General features: G+C 73.3%; 9 protein-coding genes. 4 read left to right on the top strand and 5 right to left on the bottom strand.

Annotated elements, in window-relative coordinates; genetic code table 11:
* Nucleotides 1-92: 92 nt before the first annotated feature.
* On the bottom strand, nucleotides 93-1061 hold the full coding sequence (locus HUT10_RS04935) for a YeiH family protein (RefSeq protein WP_176170078.1): 969 nt from the start codon (nucleotides 1059-1061) through the stop codon (nucleotides 93-95).
* A 70-nt stretch (nucleotides 1062-1131) separates the two neighbouring features.
* Between HUT10_RS04935 and HUT10_RS04930 the strand changes: the two genes are divergently transcribed.
* On the top strand, nucleotides 1132-2031 hold the full coding sequence (locus HUT10_RS04930; RefSeq protein WP_176170077.1) for a LysR family transcriptional regulator: 900 nt from the start codon (nucleotides 1132-1134) through the stop codon (nucleotides 2029-2031).
* On the opposite strand, the gene HUT10_RS04925 is transcribed toward HUT10_RS04930, so the two are convergent.
* On the bottom strand, nucleotides 2028-2930 hold the full coding sequence (locus HUT10_RS04925) for a LysR family transcriptional regulator (protein WP_176170076.1): 903 nt from the start codon (nucleotides 2928-2930) through the stop codon (nucleotides 2028-2030). The two genes, HUT10_RS04930 and HUT10_RS04925, sit on opposite strands and share 4 nt — an antisense overlap.
* Nucleotides 2931-3052: 122 nt before the next feature.
* On the opposite strand from HUT10_RS04925, the gene HUT10_RS04920 reads away from it, so the two are divergent.
* Together HUT10_RS04920 and HUT10_RS04915 are read left to right on the top strand one after the other, a co-directional pair.
* Nucleotides 3053-3937, top strand: a complete 885-nt coding sequence (locus tag HUT10_RS04920) for an SDR family oxidoreductase (RefSeq protein ID WP_176170075.1) — start codon at nucleotides 3053-3055, stop codon at nucleotides 3935-3937.
* Nucleotides 3938-4011: 74 nt separating this feature from the next.
* Entirely contained in the window at nucleotides 4012-4791 is a 780-nt protein-coding gene (locus HUT10_RS04915; RefSeq protein ID WP_176170074.1) for a PadR family transcriptional regulator, read from the top strand.
* A gap of 140 nt (nucleotides 4792-4931) precedes the next feature.
* On the opposite strand, the gene HUT10_RS04910 is transcribed toward HUT10_RS04915, so the two are convergent.
* Entirely contained in the window at nucleotides 4932-6254 is a 1323-nt protein-coding gene (locus tag HUT10_RS04910) for a M14 family zinc carboxypeptidase (protein WP_176170073.1), read from the bottom strand.
* 186 nt (nucleotides 6255-6440) lie between these two features.
* Between HUT10_RS04910 and HUT10_RS04905 the strand changes: the two genes are divergently transcribed.
* On the top strand, nucleotides 6441-6605 hold the full coding sequence (locus tag HUT10_RS04905; RefSeq protein WP_176170072.1) for a hypothetical protein: 165 nt from the start codon (nucleotides 6441-6443) through the stop codon (nucleotides 6603-6605).
* Nucleotides 6606-6689: 84 nt separating this feature from the next.
* Here the strand turns inward: HUT10_RS04905 and HUT10_RS04900 are convergent, their stop codons facing one another.
* Nucleotides 6690-12155: a biotin carboxylase N-terminal domain-containing protein gene (locus HUT10_RS04900; protein WP_176170071.1), complete on the bottom strand. Its 5466-nt coding sequence runs from the start codon at nucleotides 12153-12155 to the stop codon at nucleotides 6690-6692.
* A 247-nt stretch (nucleotides 12156-12402) separates the two neighbouring features.
* On the bottom strand, nucleotides 12403-12642 hold the full coding sequence (locus HUT10_RS04895) for a hypothetical protein (protein WP_176170070.1): 240 nt from the start codon (nucleotides 12640-12642) through the stop codon (nucleotides 12403-12405).
* Nucleotides 12643-12659 lie beyond the last annotated feature (17 nt).

The raw sequence follows: 12659 nt of genomic DNA, 5'->3' as shown, positions 1-12659 counted from the left end.
ATTCTGCTTCTGCGGAAGCAGCGTCGACGCGATCCGTACAAGAGCTGTACAACAGTGCGTATAACGAACTATACCTGTCCGGGAGGCGAATTTCAGGTGAACGCGGCCAGTGTCCCGAACCCGGTCGCCAGCACGAGAAGCGTGGACAGGAGACCGAGGAGCAGGGCGCGGCCGCCGCTGCGCAGCAACGCGCCGAGCCGCACGGCGCAGCCGAGGCCGAACAGCGCGCCGGCCAGCAAGAGCGTCGAAGCCGTCTTCGCGAGGTCGAGCGCGAACGCCGGGACCAGGCCGGTGCTCCGGACCGCGACCATCGCGAGGAAGCCGATGACGAACAGCGGCACGAGCGGCGTGTGCGTGTCGCGGCGGCCGCGTTCGGCCGCCCCGACGAGCGCGACCACCGGGGCGAGCAGGACGACCCGGCTGAGCTTCACCACCACGGCGGTCCCGACGGCGGCGGCGCCCGCGGGCCCGGCCGCCGCGACCACCTGGGCGACCTCGTGCACCGAAATCCCGGCCCAGCTGCCGGTCCGGGTGGCGTCGAGGCCGAGCGCGCCGGCCAGCAGCGGCAGGGCGGCCAGGGTCAGGCTGCCGTAGCAGGTGACGAGCGCGACGGCGGTGGCGACGTCTTCGTCGTCGCGCTCGATCACGCCTTCCACCGCGGCGATCGCGGAGGCGCCGCAGATCGAGAAGCCGGTCGCGACCAGCAGGGCGAGCCCGCGGGGCACCCGGACCAGCCGGGCGAGGCCGAGCGTGCCGAGGAAGGTGACCGCGACGGTCAGCACGACCGCGACGAGCGTGCCGGGGCCGAGCGCGAGCACCGCCGGCACGGCGAGCTGCAGCCCGAGCAGGACGACGCCCGCGCGCAGCAGGCGTTTCGTGAGCCGGGCGACGGCCAGGCGGTGTTCCTCGGCCAGGATCGGCGTGCTGCCGACGGCCACGCCGAGCACGACCGCGACGGTGAGGGCGCCGACCACCGGCCACGCCGAGCTGAGCGCGTACGCCGCGGCGACACCGAGCCCGGTGATCGCCAGGCCGGAGGTCTTCGCCGTCGTGAGTGCCATGCCTTCAGCGTCGCCGGTGGCGGGCGGGCGCGGTACCCGGTACTCGGTACCGAGGTCATAGACTCGAGCTATGACCGGACCGGATCTGGACTCCCTGCGGCTGTTGGTGCTCGTCGACGACCTCGGCAGCATCGGCCAGGCGGCCGGGGCGCTCGGCATCGCCCAGCCGTCGGCCAGCAAGCGGCTGTCCACTTTGGAACGGCAGCTGGGGCTGTCCCTGGTGGACCGGACCCGGCGCGGCTCGGCGCTGACCGCGGACGGCCGGGTGATCGCCGGCTGGGCGCACCGCGTGCTGACCGAAGTGGACGGACTGCGCACCGGCGCGGAGGCCCTGCGCACCCAGCGCGGCGCGCGGCTGCGGGTCGCGGCGAGCATGACGCTCGCCGAGCACTTCGTGCCCGCGTGGATCGGCGAGGTCAAGCGGACCGGGCCGGACACCTACGTCGGGCTGGAGGTGGTGAACTCCGAGCAGGTCGCCGAGCTGGTCGTGCGCGGGAAGGTGGACCTGGGGTTCGTCGAGTCGCCGGGGCCGTGGCCGGGCCTGGCCACCCGCCGGGTCGCGACGGACCGGCTCGTGGTGGTGGTGCCGCCCGGGCACGCCTGGGCCCGGCGCCGCCGTCCGCTGCGGGCCGTGGAGCTCGCCGGCACCCCGCTGGTGGTGCGCGAGCCGGGTTCGGGCACGCGCGACACGGTCGAGGCGGCGCTGCGGCGGGCCGGTGCGGGCCCGGTCACGCCGTTGCTGGAACTGGGTTCGGCTTCGGCGGTGCGCAACGCGGTGATCGCGGGCGCGGGGCCGGCGGTGATCAGCGACCTCGACGTGGTGCGCGAGGTGGCCGGCCGCCGGCTGGTGCCGGTGGCGGTGGAGGGCGTCGAGCTGGGCCGCGTGCTGCGCGCGGTGTGGCCGGCGGGGCGGCGGCTGACCGGCCCGGCGGCGGACCTGCTGACGCTCGCGGTGAAATCCGGTTCCTAGCGCGCCGAAACCCGGAGCCCCGCCGCCTCCGGGCTGGTCAGGTGGGCCTCCAGCGTTTTGCACGCCGAGGCCAGCAGGTCGTTGTCTTCGCCCGCCCGGGTGGCGAGGGCGACCTGGCACGGCTCGATGCCGTCGATCGGGACGATCGTCACGTCGCGCCGCAGGCGGCTGAACCAGACCCCGGCCGGGACGATCGCCGCCAGCTGGCCCGCGGCGATCAGTTCGAACTTCTCCTCGAACTCCTGGACCAGCGGGCCGTCCGGGGCGCGGCTGCCGTCCGGGCGCGGGTCGATGCGCCAGAACGCGTTCCACTCCGGGTCGTCGAGGCGGGGGAGCGGTTCGTCCGCGAAGTCGGCGAGGGTGACCGACTCCCGGCCGGCCAGGCGGTGGTCGGCCGACACCAGCAGCACGCGCTCTTCTTCGTAGAGCGGGGTGACGCGCAGCCCGTCGGTCCGCAGGGGCAACCGCGTCACCGCCACGTCCACCCGGTGCTCGAGCAGCGCTGCCCGGGTCTCGGTCCAGCCGAGGTGCTGGGTCAGCACTTCGGCTTCCGGGTGCCGGTGACGCAGCTCGCGCGCGGCCGCGGTGACGAACAGGTTCGTGCGGTAGCCGATGGTGACGCGGCTCGGCGCGGCGGCCGCGCGGGTGCTGGCCGCCGCCTGCTCGGCGGAGTCGAGCAGCTCCTTGGCGCGCGGCAGGAACACTTCGCCGGCCCGGGTCAGCCGGGTGCCCTGGGGCGTGCGGTCGAGCAGGCGGGCGCCGAGCTGGCCTTCGAGCCGGCGGATCTGCCGGCTCAGCGAGGGCTGCGTGGTGTGCAGGGCGGCCGCCGCGCGCCCGAAGTGCCGGTGCTCGGCGACGGCCGCGAAGTACCGCACCAGCCGCAGGTCGAGGTCCGCCATGAGCCCAGCCTACCTGCGGTGATGCCTGAACCGTATCGCCCGATGAGAACCGGGCTTTGGACGCGCGGGCGGCCGCGGCCCAACGATGGAAGCACTGTCAGCCACTCACGAGGAGCAAGAAGATGCGGGTGTTCGTCACCGGGGCGACGGGGTTCGTCGGCAGCGCCGTCGTCCGGGAACTGCGGGAAGCCGGGCACGAGGTGCTCGGCCTCGCCCGCTCGGACGACAAGGTTGCGGCGCTCGCGGCCACCGGCGCCGAGGTCCGGCGCGGGACCCTGATCGACCTGGACGGCCTCCGTGCGGCCGCGGCCGAAGCGGACGCGGTCGTCCACACGGCCTACGTCCACGACGACTTCGCCGATCTCACGGCCGCCGCGGCGACCGACCGCGCGGCGATCGGCGCGTTCGGCGAGGCGCTCGAAGGATCCGGGAAAGCCCTGATCGTCACGGCCGCGACCGGCCCGGTGGCCCCGGGCCGGGTGGCCACCGAAGAGGACGCGGCCGACCCGGCGTTCCCGCGGACGGCCTCCGAGACGGCGGCGCTCGCGCTGGCCGATCGCGGCGTGCGCGCGTCGGTGCTGCGGCTGCCGCACTCGGTGCACGGCGAGGGCGACGGGCACGGGTTCGTCCCGGCGCTGATCCGCCTCGCGCGCGAAAAGGGGGTGTCTGCCTACCCGGGCGACGGCAGTGGCCGCTGGGCCGCGGTGCACCGGTTCGACGCGGCCCGGCTGTACCGGCTGGCCGTCGAGGAGGCGCCTGCGGGCGTGCGGCTGCACGCGGTCGGCGACGAAGGCGTGCCGCTGAAAGTGCTGGCCGAAGTGATCGGGGCGCACCTCGGGGTGCCGGTGCGATCGGTCTCCGACGTCCCGGGCCATTTCGGCTGGCTCGCGCACTTCGCCGGGCCGGACGCCCCGGCGTCGAGCGTCCTGACGCAGAAGCGCCTGGGCTGGGTGCCCGAGTGGCCCGGCCTGCTCGCGGACCTGGAAGCCGGGCACTACTTCCGCTGAGGACGGGGCCTCCTTGCCGTCGATCGAGCGGCGATATATCGTGTGAATGTCGCCGATACGACAGGGAGGACATCATGGAGATGAGCGCGGGCGCCCACCGGATCTTCGCCGGGTTCGGGGGACACTTCGACCACCACGCCGGGCACGACGTCCCGGGGCACCCGGGATTCGGGCACGGGGGGCCGGGACACGAGGACTGGGACGGCGGCCCGGAACTGGCGCGCGGCTTCCCACCGCCGCCACCCCACCCGCCGCACCCACCGCAGCCGCCGGGCGGGCCGGGGTTCCCCGGGTTCCCGGGCGGACCGGGCTCGTTCGGCGGCCCGGGCGGCTGGTTCGGCGGGGGCGGGGCGTTCCAGCGGGTCCGCGAGTTCCGCGGCGGCGGCCGCGCGCCGGCCCGCCCGGTGCGGCCCGCGGTGCTGGCGCTGCTGGCCGAGGAGCCGATGCACGGCTACCAGCTGATGCAGGAGATCCGCCGCCGCACGCACGACCGGTGGCGGCCCAGCCCGGGTTCGGTGTACCCGATCCTGCAGCAACTGGAGGACGAAGGCCTGGTCCACACGGTCGAGACGGCCGGGCGCCGGGTCGCCGAGCTGACCGACGCGGGCCGCGAGCACGTGGCCGGCCGGGAGGCGGAGTTCGCGGCCCTGTGGGAGGAACCGGAGGAGGAGCCGGGCGCCGACCGCTTCGCGGCGCTGTGGCACGCCATGGGCGAGCTGTCCGGCGCGGCCGCCCAGGTGGGGTACAGCGGGAACGACGCCCAGGTCGCCGAGGTGAAGAAGATCCTCGCCGACGCGCGCCGCCGGGTCTACGCGGTCTTGGCCGACGCGGGCCTGGAGGACGAGGACGACTGACCGGCCGGCCGGATCGTCCACATCGGACGATCCGGCTGCCTGCCCCGGTCTCGGAAATGCCGCGGGCGCGGAGTTCCGGCACGTCGAAGTGCCCGGCTCCCCGCGCCCGCGGAACTGCCGCTACGCCTGCCGGCGGTGGCTCACTGCTGGTACGGCGCCGCCGCGGCCTTGGCGGCGGTGATCAGCGCGCCCTTGTTCTTCGGCCAGAACGTGCTGTCCACGCAGGTGTACTTGGGCAGGAAACCACCGCAGGTGCCGCTCGAGCCGCCGACCTCGAACGTCACGCTGGCGACGCCGAGCTCGCCGTAGGTGAAGTCGTCGGTGGTGCCGGTCGTGTCGTAGCCGACGGTTTCCTCGTTGGTGCCGACGAGGTAGCCGTTGGAGGCGGCGTACTTCGCGCCGAGCCTGCGGTACTGGGCGTCGTTCGGCGAGGTCGCCTGGGTGAAGCCCCACGGGATGATGATGTCGTTGCCGTAGCTGTGCAGCGTGATCATCGTGCCCTTGGCGGTGGCCGGCGCGGGGTCGTTGTTGCCGGTGCCGCGCTGGTCCGGGAAGATCGCGCGGGCCAGCTTCTCCAGCGCCTGCACCTCCGGCTCCGAACCCGCGCTCACGCCCTGGTAGGTCTCGGAGCAGGCGGAGTTCGAGTCGCCGCCCCACTTGAACGTCGAGTTCCGGTTGAGGTCGACGCCGATGTTCGTGCCGGTGCAGCTGCCCCGCGAGTTGTCGGCGTTCTTGCGCTGCAGTTTCGGCGAGTTCCCGCCGGAGGCGACGATGTCGACGCCGTCGGGGTTGGCGATCGGCACCACCCACACCTCGGTGGTGTCCAGAATGGACTTGGCGGTGGCGTCGGTGGCGTAGCCGTCGGCGAGGTAGTCGATGAAGCGCCAGGCGAGCTCACCGGTCGACAGCTCGCGCGCGTGGATCTGGGCCATCAGGAAGAACTTCGGCTTCGGCGACGTCGTCGACAGCGTGCAGTCGCCGGCCTGCTTCTTGGTCAGGCAGATCGCCTGGACGTCGTGGCCGCCCTGGCCCTTCGTCTTCTTCCACGACTGCCCGATCGTGTACTTCGTGGCCAGGTCGGGGTGCGCCGAGGCGACGGCGGCGAGGTGGTTCTCGTGCGCGGTGACGGTCCGGTACCCGCCGTAGTAGGTGTCCGCCGCCAGCCGGTTCGTCTCGGCGGGCAGTTCCTTGTAGACGGTGTCGAAGAACGACGGCCGGTAACCCAGCGCCCGCAGCTGCGCGGCGACGGCCCGTCCGCCGACGACGTTGACGCTGCCTGCCGCATCCCCTTCCTCGACGTCGAACCCGGCCGCGGCCAGCGCCTGCGCCTGCGCGGCGGTGGCCGCAACGCGCCAGAACACCGGCGTGTCGGCGGTCTGCGCGGCCGCGGTGCCGCCGAGCAGGGAGGTGAGCAGGACCCCGGACGCCGCAAGGGCGAGCCGGGACAGGGACCTTGACGCCATCGGGGGATCTCCTCACGCCGCACGGATGGAGGTCCGGTCGGAACCCGTGGTCACCGTACCGGCACGGACAGTGTGTCGGCCCGGCAAAACGGGCCATACCCCCGAAAGTCGCGACTGTTGTCACGCTGGGCGGTGGCGAAGCGACTCGATGGGCGAGGCCGGTCGGTCCGGCCGTGAGGAGTGACCGTGAACCGGTCGTCGGTTTCCGCGGTTGCCCGTGCCGGCATCGCCCTGGCCGCGGTGGTGGTGAACGTCCTGCTCTTCCGGATGGCCCGGCGGGCCGGCGCCCTGCTCGACGAAACCGGCGACGCCGGATCCGAGGTGCTCCCGCGGCGGCTGCTGCCCACCTGACCCGGCTCGCGGATCCCGTACCCGGGCGAGCTTCCCCGGAACGGACGCGGGGCCGGCCACCGCGGTGACCGGTCCCACGGGCCGCTACTTCTTCAGGCCGTGCTCGATCGCTTCGATGATCCGCGGCCGCAGCTCGGCCGCCGAGATGATCGCGTCCACCGAGCCGACCTCGACCGCTCGCTGGATGCTGTGCACGCGGTCGAACTCCGCCGCCACCTCGCTCACCTTCTCCGCGCGGACCGCCGACTGGACCTCCGCCAGCTGCGCGCTCAGCGCCGCCCGGGACGCGCCGCCCGCCGCCGCCACCCGGGCCTGCAGCTCCGTCACGCGCGGGTCGTTCGCCGTGCGGTTGTTGACTTCGCCCGCGAACACCACCGCCGCCGCCGGGGCGCCGCCCAGCACCGAGGCGAACGAGCCCTCCAGGGCCAGCACCGTCATGTTCGGGTTGAGCGCCTTGGAGAACACCACGAACGCGCCGCCGTGGTAGCGCGAGATCACGGTGAACACGATCGGGCCCTCGAAGTTGACGATCGCCCGGCCGATCTCCGCGCCGTACTCCAGCTGCAGCTTGCGCAGCGACTCCGGCGAGCCGTCGAAGCCCGACAGGTTCGCCAGCACCACCAGCGGCCGGTTGCCCGAGGCCGCGTTGATCGCCCGCGCCGTCTTCTTCGACGACCGCGGGAACAGCGTGCCCGCGGTGTAGGTGTCCGGGCCGTCGGTGGGCGGGAAGCCGCGGCGGGGGACCGACCGCGACTCGATGCCGACCAGGCAGACCGGGCGGCCGCCGATGTGCACGTCCTGCACCGCGGACGTCTCCGCGTCGGCCATGCCCGCCCAGCGCTCCAGCACCGGGTGGTCCTGGTCCGACAGCGCGCGCATCACCGTGCGGATGTCGAAGGGCTTCTTGCGGTCCGGGTTGTGCTCGGCCGAGAAGATCTCGCCGACCGTGGTGAAGTCGCTGCCCACGACCGCGTGCGGGAACGCCGAGACGTCCCGGTCGACCGGGTCGTTCGTGCCCACCTTGCGCGGCCCGGTCTCACCCGGCACCACGTAGGTGTGGTCGTAGTGCGCCATCAGCACCGCCCGCGCGGCCGGCAGGTTCGGCGCCCAGTACTGCGCCTGGCCGTTCGGGCCCATCACGCGGTCGTAGCCGCCGATGCCGAAGTTGTCCTCGGCCGACACGCCACCGGAGAAGTCCAGCGCCTGCTTGCCGGTGAGCACCATCGCCGAGTCCGGCGTCATCACCAGGATGCCCTTGGTGTGCATGAGCATGGTGGCTTCGGCGTTCCAGTACGGCTGGGCGCCGACGTTGATCCCGTTGACCACGATGTTGATCTCGCCGCCGTCCTGCGTGAACGTGACGATCCGCTTGAGTGCCGCGGCGACCCAGTCCATGTTCTCGGTGCCCGAGGACATGGAGATCCGCGCGCCGGAAGACAGCGCGAACCACTCCAGCGGCACCTGCATCCGCTCGGCCAGGTCGAGCGCCGCGATCACGCGGGAGCATTCCGGCTCCGAGAGCGCGCCGAGCGACTTCGTCGGGTCGCCGAGCAGCACGACGCGGGTGACGCCCTCGGGGTGCCGCTCGGTCGGGGTGGTGACGACGCCGGAGATGATCGCCGCGGAGTTCTTGCCCTTCGGCCGGTCCACCGGCACCAGGACACCCGACTCGTCGAGGTCGTGCTCGGTGAACGTGCCCTCCGGGCCGGAGAGCAGGCCGGTGATCTCGTAGGGGTAGACCGTCCCGCGCCGCGCCGCGCGCAGCACCTTCAGGCGGTAGTCGTCGAGGGGCTTGACCGGCTCGGTCGACGGCGGCTCGACGTGCAGCCGCGCGCCGCCGGCGTCGAGGGTGATCCGGACGGCGAGCTCGGTGAGCTTGCCCGCCTCCGTGCGCCGCCGCGCGAGGAACTGGACCTCCTCGAGCCCGGCCCCGACCGAGGTCGGCAGGATGCGCTGGACGAGCTGGTTGAGCTCCTCGGTGGTCAGGTCGGTCGGCGGCCAGACGTACATCATGATCCGGTTCGTGTCGAACCGCTTGTTCTGCGGCCGCTGCGCCTGGATGTTGCGGATCGCGTCGAGGCAGGCGGTGACCGCGTCCTCGAGCGCGGGCAGCGCGACCAGCCGGCCGTCGGCCTCGCGCAGCGGCGTCAGGTCGCGGACCTGGCCCATCGCGATCAGCCGCTCGTCGGCCGGGTTCGTCTTCGCCGTGGCCTTGAACAGGTAGATCTCTTCGTCCGCCGAAGGCAGGCGGGTGAGGTCGAACTCGCGCAGTCGCTGCAGCTGCAGGCGCTGGGCGATCTGCGGGTGCAGGCCGCGGATCAGCCGGTCCTCGGTGAAGCCGGCACCGTCGCGCTCGAAGGTGAAGTGGTGGTGCATCACCGCGCCGCCGGTGCCGGCCACGGTGACCACGACCCGGCGCACGCCGGCGGGCAACGGGTTCTCGGCCAGCAGCGCGCCGAGCCGCTCGGCGGTCGCGTCGACGTCCGGCTGGTCCTCCCAGCGCAGGTACAGGTCGGCGACCACGCCGTCGGTGGCCACCTCGCCGAGCGCGCGCAAGGCGGCGGGCAGGGCGGCGATGTCGACGGCCGTGGTGACCAGCGGCAGCACGCCTTCGGGCGCGTTCAGCTCGGCGGTGAGCCAGCGCTGCCCGCCGGCCTCGCGCACGGCGACCCCGGAGAGCCGTCGGTTGCCGTAGTAGCGGCGGGTCAGCACCTCCAGCAGCGGCGCGTGGTCGCGGCCCGGCCGCCCGATCCGCTGCCCGATCAGCCGGACCAGCGGCTGCGAGCCGGTGATCATGGCCTGGATCCGCTCGGCGCGGTCCGGCGCGTCCGGGTGCTGGTCGAGGTAGGTCAGCTCGGTGCGGACGGCGGCGTAGACGCGGGCGCGGTTGCGGCGCAGCAGCGGCTGGGCGAACCAGCGGAAGACCACGCCGCGGGCCAGGTCGGACACCGCGGGGAAGCGCACCTGCGTGGCCTCGACCACGTGCTCCAGGGTGAGCCCGGCGCGTTCGCTGAGCGCCTCGGCCGGCGGTGCGCCGGTCAGCCACTGCTTCAGCAGCTCCGAGACGACCGCGACATCGGCCGCCGTGCGCTGCTGGGCCAGGAAGATCCGGAAGACCGCGGCCTCCAGCTCCGGCGTGCGCTCCAGGTCTTCGACGCCGTAGTGCGCGAGGACGCGCTTGAGCTTCGCCTGGAAGCCTTCGGTGACACCGGCGCGCTCGACGTCGAGGCTCTGCAGGTAGCTGTGGAAGAACTCGCGCGGGCTGTGCACCGCGCCGTTGGGCACGGTGTCCTCGCCGCCCGGGGTGTTGCGGCTGAGCTCGGACAGGTCGGCGAAGACGGTGAGCAGCTCCAGCTCGCCCTCCACCGGCCGGTTGCCGAGCTCGGTGCGGGCCTCCAGGTAGGCGGCGACGAGCCGCTTGCGCTCGGCAGGCTCGACGTCGAACCCGAGCAGCAGGCTGCGGAGGTCCTGCAGGCCGCGTTCGACGCGCTCGGCCGCGGAGACGCCGTCCGGCACCGTGGGCAGCACAATCTCGACGGTTTCGCCGGTGTCGGCGGCTTCCTCGGCGTCGTCGTCGGCGAGCGGTTCCAGGCGCATCAGCGGCGCGCCGGTCTCGACCTGGCTGCCGACCGAGACGGGGCACTCGCGGACGCGGGCGCGGAACGGCGCGCGCAGCACCGTCTCCATCTTCATGCTCTCCAGCACGAGGATCGGCGCGTTCGCCTCCACCTCGTCGCCGACGGCCAGCGGGGTGGCCACGACCAGCGCGGGCGCGGGGGAGCGGACGACGCCGCCTTCGTCGCGGCTGATGCGGTGGGTGACGCCGTCGACCTCGACCAGGTGGATCGGGCCGTGCGTGGCCGAGACCAGCCGGAAGCGCCGTCCGTTGACCAGGATCTGGCCGCTGTGGGCGTCGAACCGGTCGATCTCGATGTCGGCGTGGTGGACGTCGGACGCGCCGGCCGAGATGCCGACGCGGAACCGGCTGCGGCCGGCCCTGGCCACGGAGACGCGGTAGCCGACGCCGCGGAGCTTGAGGTCGAGCGGGCGGCCGCTTTCGTGCTGGACCTGCGGGCGGCCGCCGTGCGCGGTGGACAGCAGCCGCTGGACGGACACCTCTTCTTCGTCCTGGTAGGCCTCGATGGCGGCCGCGGCGAGCGCGATCGCGGAGTGCCGGTGGGTGACCAGGCGGCCCTCGGCGCGGACGCGGTCGATCCAGCCGGTGTCGGCGCTGGCGTCGATCACCTCGGGCTGGTCGAGCAGGTCGAGCACGAAGCTCTTGTTGGTCGCGCCGCCCTCGATGATGACGGTGGTCTCGGCCATCGCCCGGCGCAGCCGGCCGAGCGCCTCTTCGCGGTCCCGGCCGTAGGCGATGATCTTGGCGATCATCGAGTCGAAGTCGGCCGGGATCGTGTCGCCCTCGCTGACCCCGGTGTCGACGCGGATGCCCGGGCCGGCCGGCAGCGCCAGCCGTGCGATGCGGCCGGGGGAGGGGGCGAAGTCGCGGTCCGGGTCTTCGGCGTTCAGGCGCGCCTCGACGGCGTGGCCGAGCTCCGCGGGCTGCTCGCCGGTGAGCTTGCCGCCGCCTGCGACGTGCAGCTGCAGCTTGACCAGGTCGGTGCCGGTGGTGATCTCGGTGATCGGGTGCTCGACCTGCAGGCGGGTGTTGACCTCGAGGAAGGCGAACAGCTTCTCACCCGGGTGGTAGAGGAACTCGACCGTGCACGCGCCGCGGTAGCCCACGGCGACCGCGAGCCGCTCCGCCGACGCCTTCAGCTCGGCCGTCTGGGGCGGTGCGAGGACCGGCGACGCCGACTCCTCGATGATCTTCTGGTTGCGCCGCTGCACCGAGCAGTCGCGGACGCCGAGCGCCCACGCCGTCGCGCCGTCGGAGATCACCTGGACCTCGACGTGGCGGGCGCCGGTGACCAGGCGCTCCAGGAACACGACACCGGAGCCGAACGCCCGCAGCGCCTCCTGGCTGGTGCGCTCGTAGGCGTCGGCGAGGTCCTCGCCGGAGGCCACCATCCGGATGCCGCGCCCGCCGCCGCCCGCGGTGGCCTTGAGCATCAGCGGGTAACCGATCCGCTCCCCGGCCGCCAGCGCGTCCTCGAGGGTGGCGACCTCGCCGCGGCTCCACGGCGCGACCGGCACGCCGACCTCTTCGGCGATCAGCTTCGCGCCGATCTTGTCGCCGAGCTTGCGCATCGCGTCCGCGCTCGGCCCGACGAAGGTGACGCCGACCTTCTCGCACAGTTCGGCGAACGCCGGGTCCTCGGCCACGAAGCCCCAGCCGACCCAGGCCGCGTCGGCCTTCGTCTCGACCAGCGCCTTCTCCAGCTTGGCCAGGTCGAGGTAGGGACGCGCGGCGGCCGGGCCCAGGTCGTAGGCCAGATCGGCTTCGCGGACGAACGTGGCGGTGCGATCGGCGTCGGTGTAGAGGGCCACCGTCTCGATCCGCGTGCCGGTTTCCGCCGACAGGTCCCGGACGGCGTGGATGAGCCGCATCGCGGCCTCTCCGCGGTTGACGATGGCGACACGACTGAACACCGGCTGAGCCTCCCAAGTACCCACGCACAGAAGGCGACGTTCCTGTCCGGGGACGTCGCCTGCACCTGTCTACACCCTGGTGGATGACGACGGGTGGGACCAATGTCCGCGATGGCGCATGCCTGGGCGGCTGAGTTGTGGGAACCCCACAAAAAGCGACCCGCACCACACCGTCCGGACCCGTTTTCACCCGCGATCAGCCACAAAGGCCCCTACATCCGGGAAACAGGGGGTGGCGGGGTGGTGATCAGGAGGCGAGCAGGACGTCGGACTCCAGGACCTGGCCCAGTTCGCGTCGCTCGGCCTCCGACAGCGGGACGGCGGCGACGTCGGACCGGCCGTCGGGCCCCGGCGCGGTGGTGACCACGAGCACCGGCCGTCCGTCGATCTCCCGCAGCGTGACGCGGCCCCCGCAGGCGAGGTCGACGGTCACCCCGGGGCGGTCGCGATGCCTGCCCAGCCAGCGGCTGACGAAATCGAAGGTCATCACGGTCTCCCCTCGGT

Origin of the sequence: Amycolatopsis sp. Hca4, assembly GCF_013364075.1 — a bacterium.
Classification (GTDB): domain Bacteria; phylum Actinomycetota; class Actinomycetes; order Mycobacteriales; family Pseudonocardiaceae; genus Amycolatopsis.
The sequence above is the reverse complement of the archived record's forward strand: the minus strand, read 5'-3'. Positions and strand labels throughout refer to the sequence as shown.

Excerpts from the sequence above, each read along its gene's own strand:
- HUT10_RS04925 (WP_176170076.1), bottom strand. The coding sequence starts at position 2,930 with ATGGCGGACCTCGACCTGCGGCTGGTGCGGTACTTCGCGGCCGTCGCC.
- HUT10_RS04935 (WP_176170078.1), bottom strand. The coding sequence starts at position 1,061 with ATGGCACTCACGACGGCGAAGACCTCCGGCCTGGCGATCACCGGGCTC.
- HUT10_RS04910 (WP_176170073.1), bottom strand. The coding sequence starts at position 6,254 with ATGGCGTCAAGGTCCCTGTCCCGGCTCGCCCTTGCGGCGTCCGGGGTC.
- HUT10_RS04895 (WP_176170070.1), bottom strand. The coding sequence starts at position 12,642 with ATGACCTTCGATTTCGTCAGCCGCTGGCTGGGCAGGCATCGCGACCGC.
- HUT10_RS04915 (WP_176170074.1), top strand. The coding sequence starts at position 4,012 with ATGGAGATGAGCGCGGGCGCCCACCGGATCTTCGCCGGGTTCGGGGGA.
- HUT10_RS04930 (WP_176170077.1), top strand. The coding sequence starts at position 1,132 with ATGACCGGACCGGATCTGGACTCCCTGCGGCTGTTGGTGCTCGTCGAC.
- HUT10_RS04920 (WP_176170075.1), top strand. The coding sequence starts at position 3,053 with ATGCGGGTGTTCGTCACCGGGGCGACGGGGTTCGTCGGCAGCGCCGTC.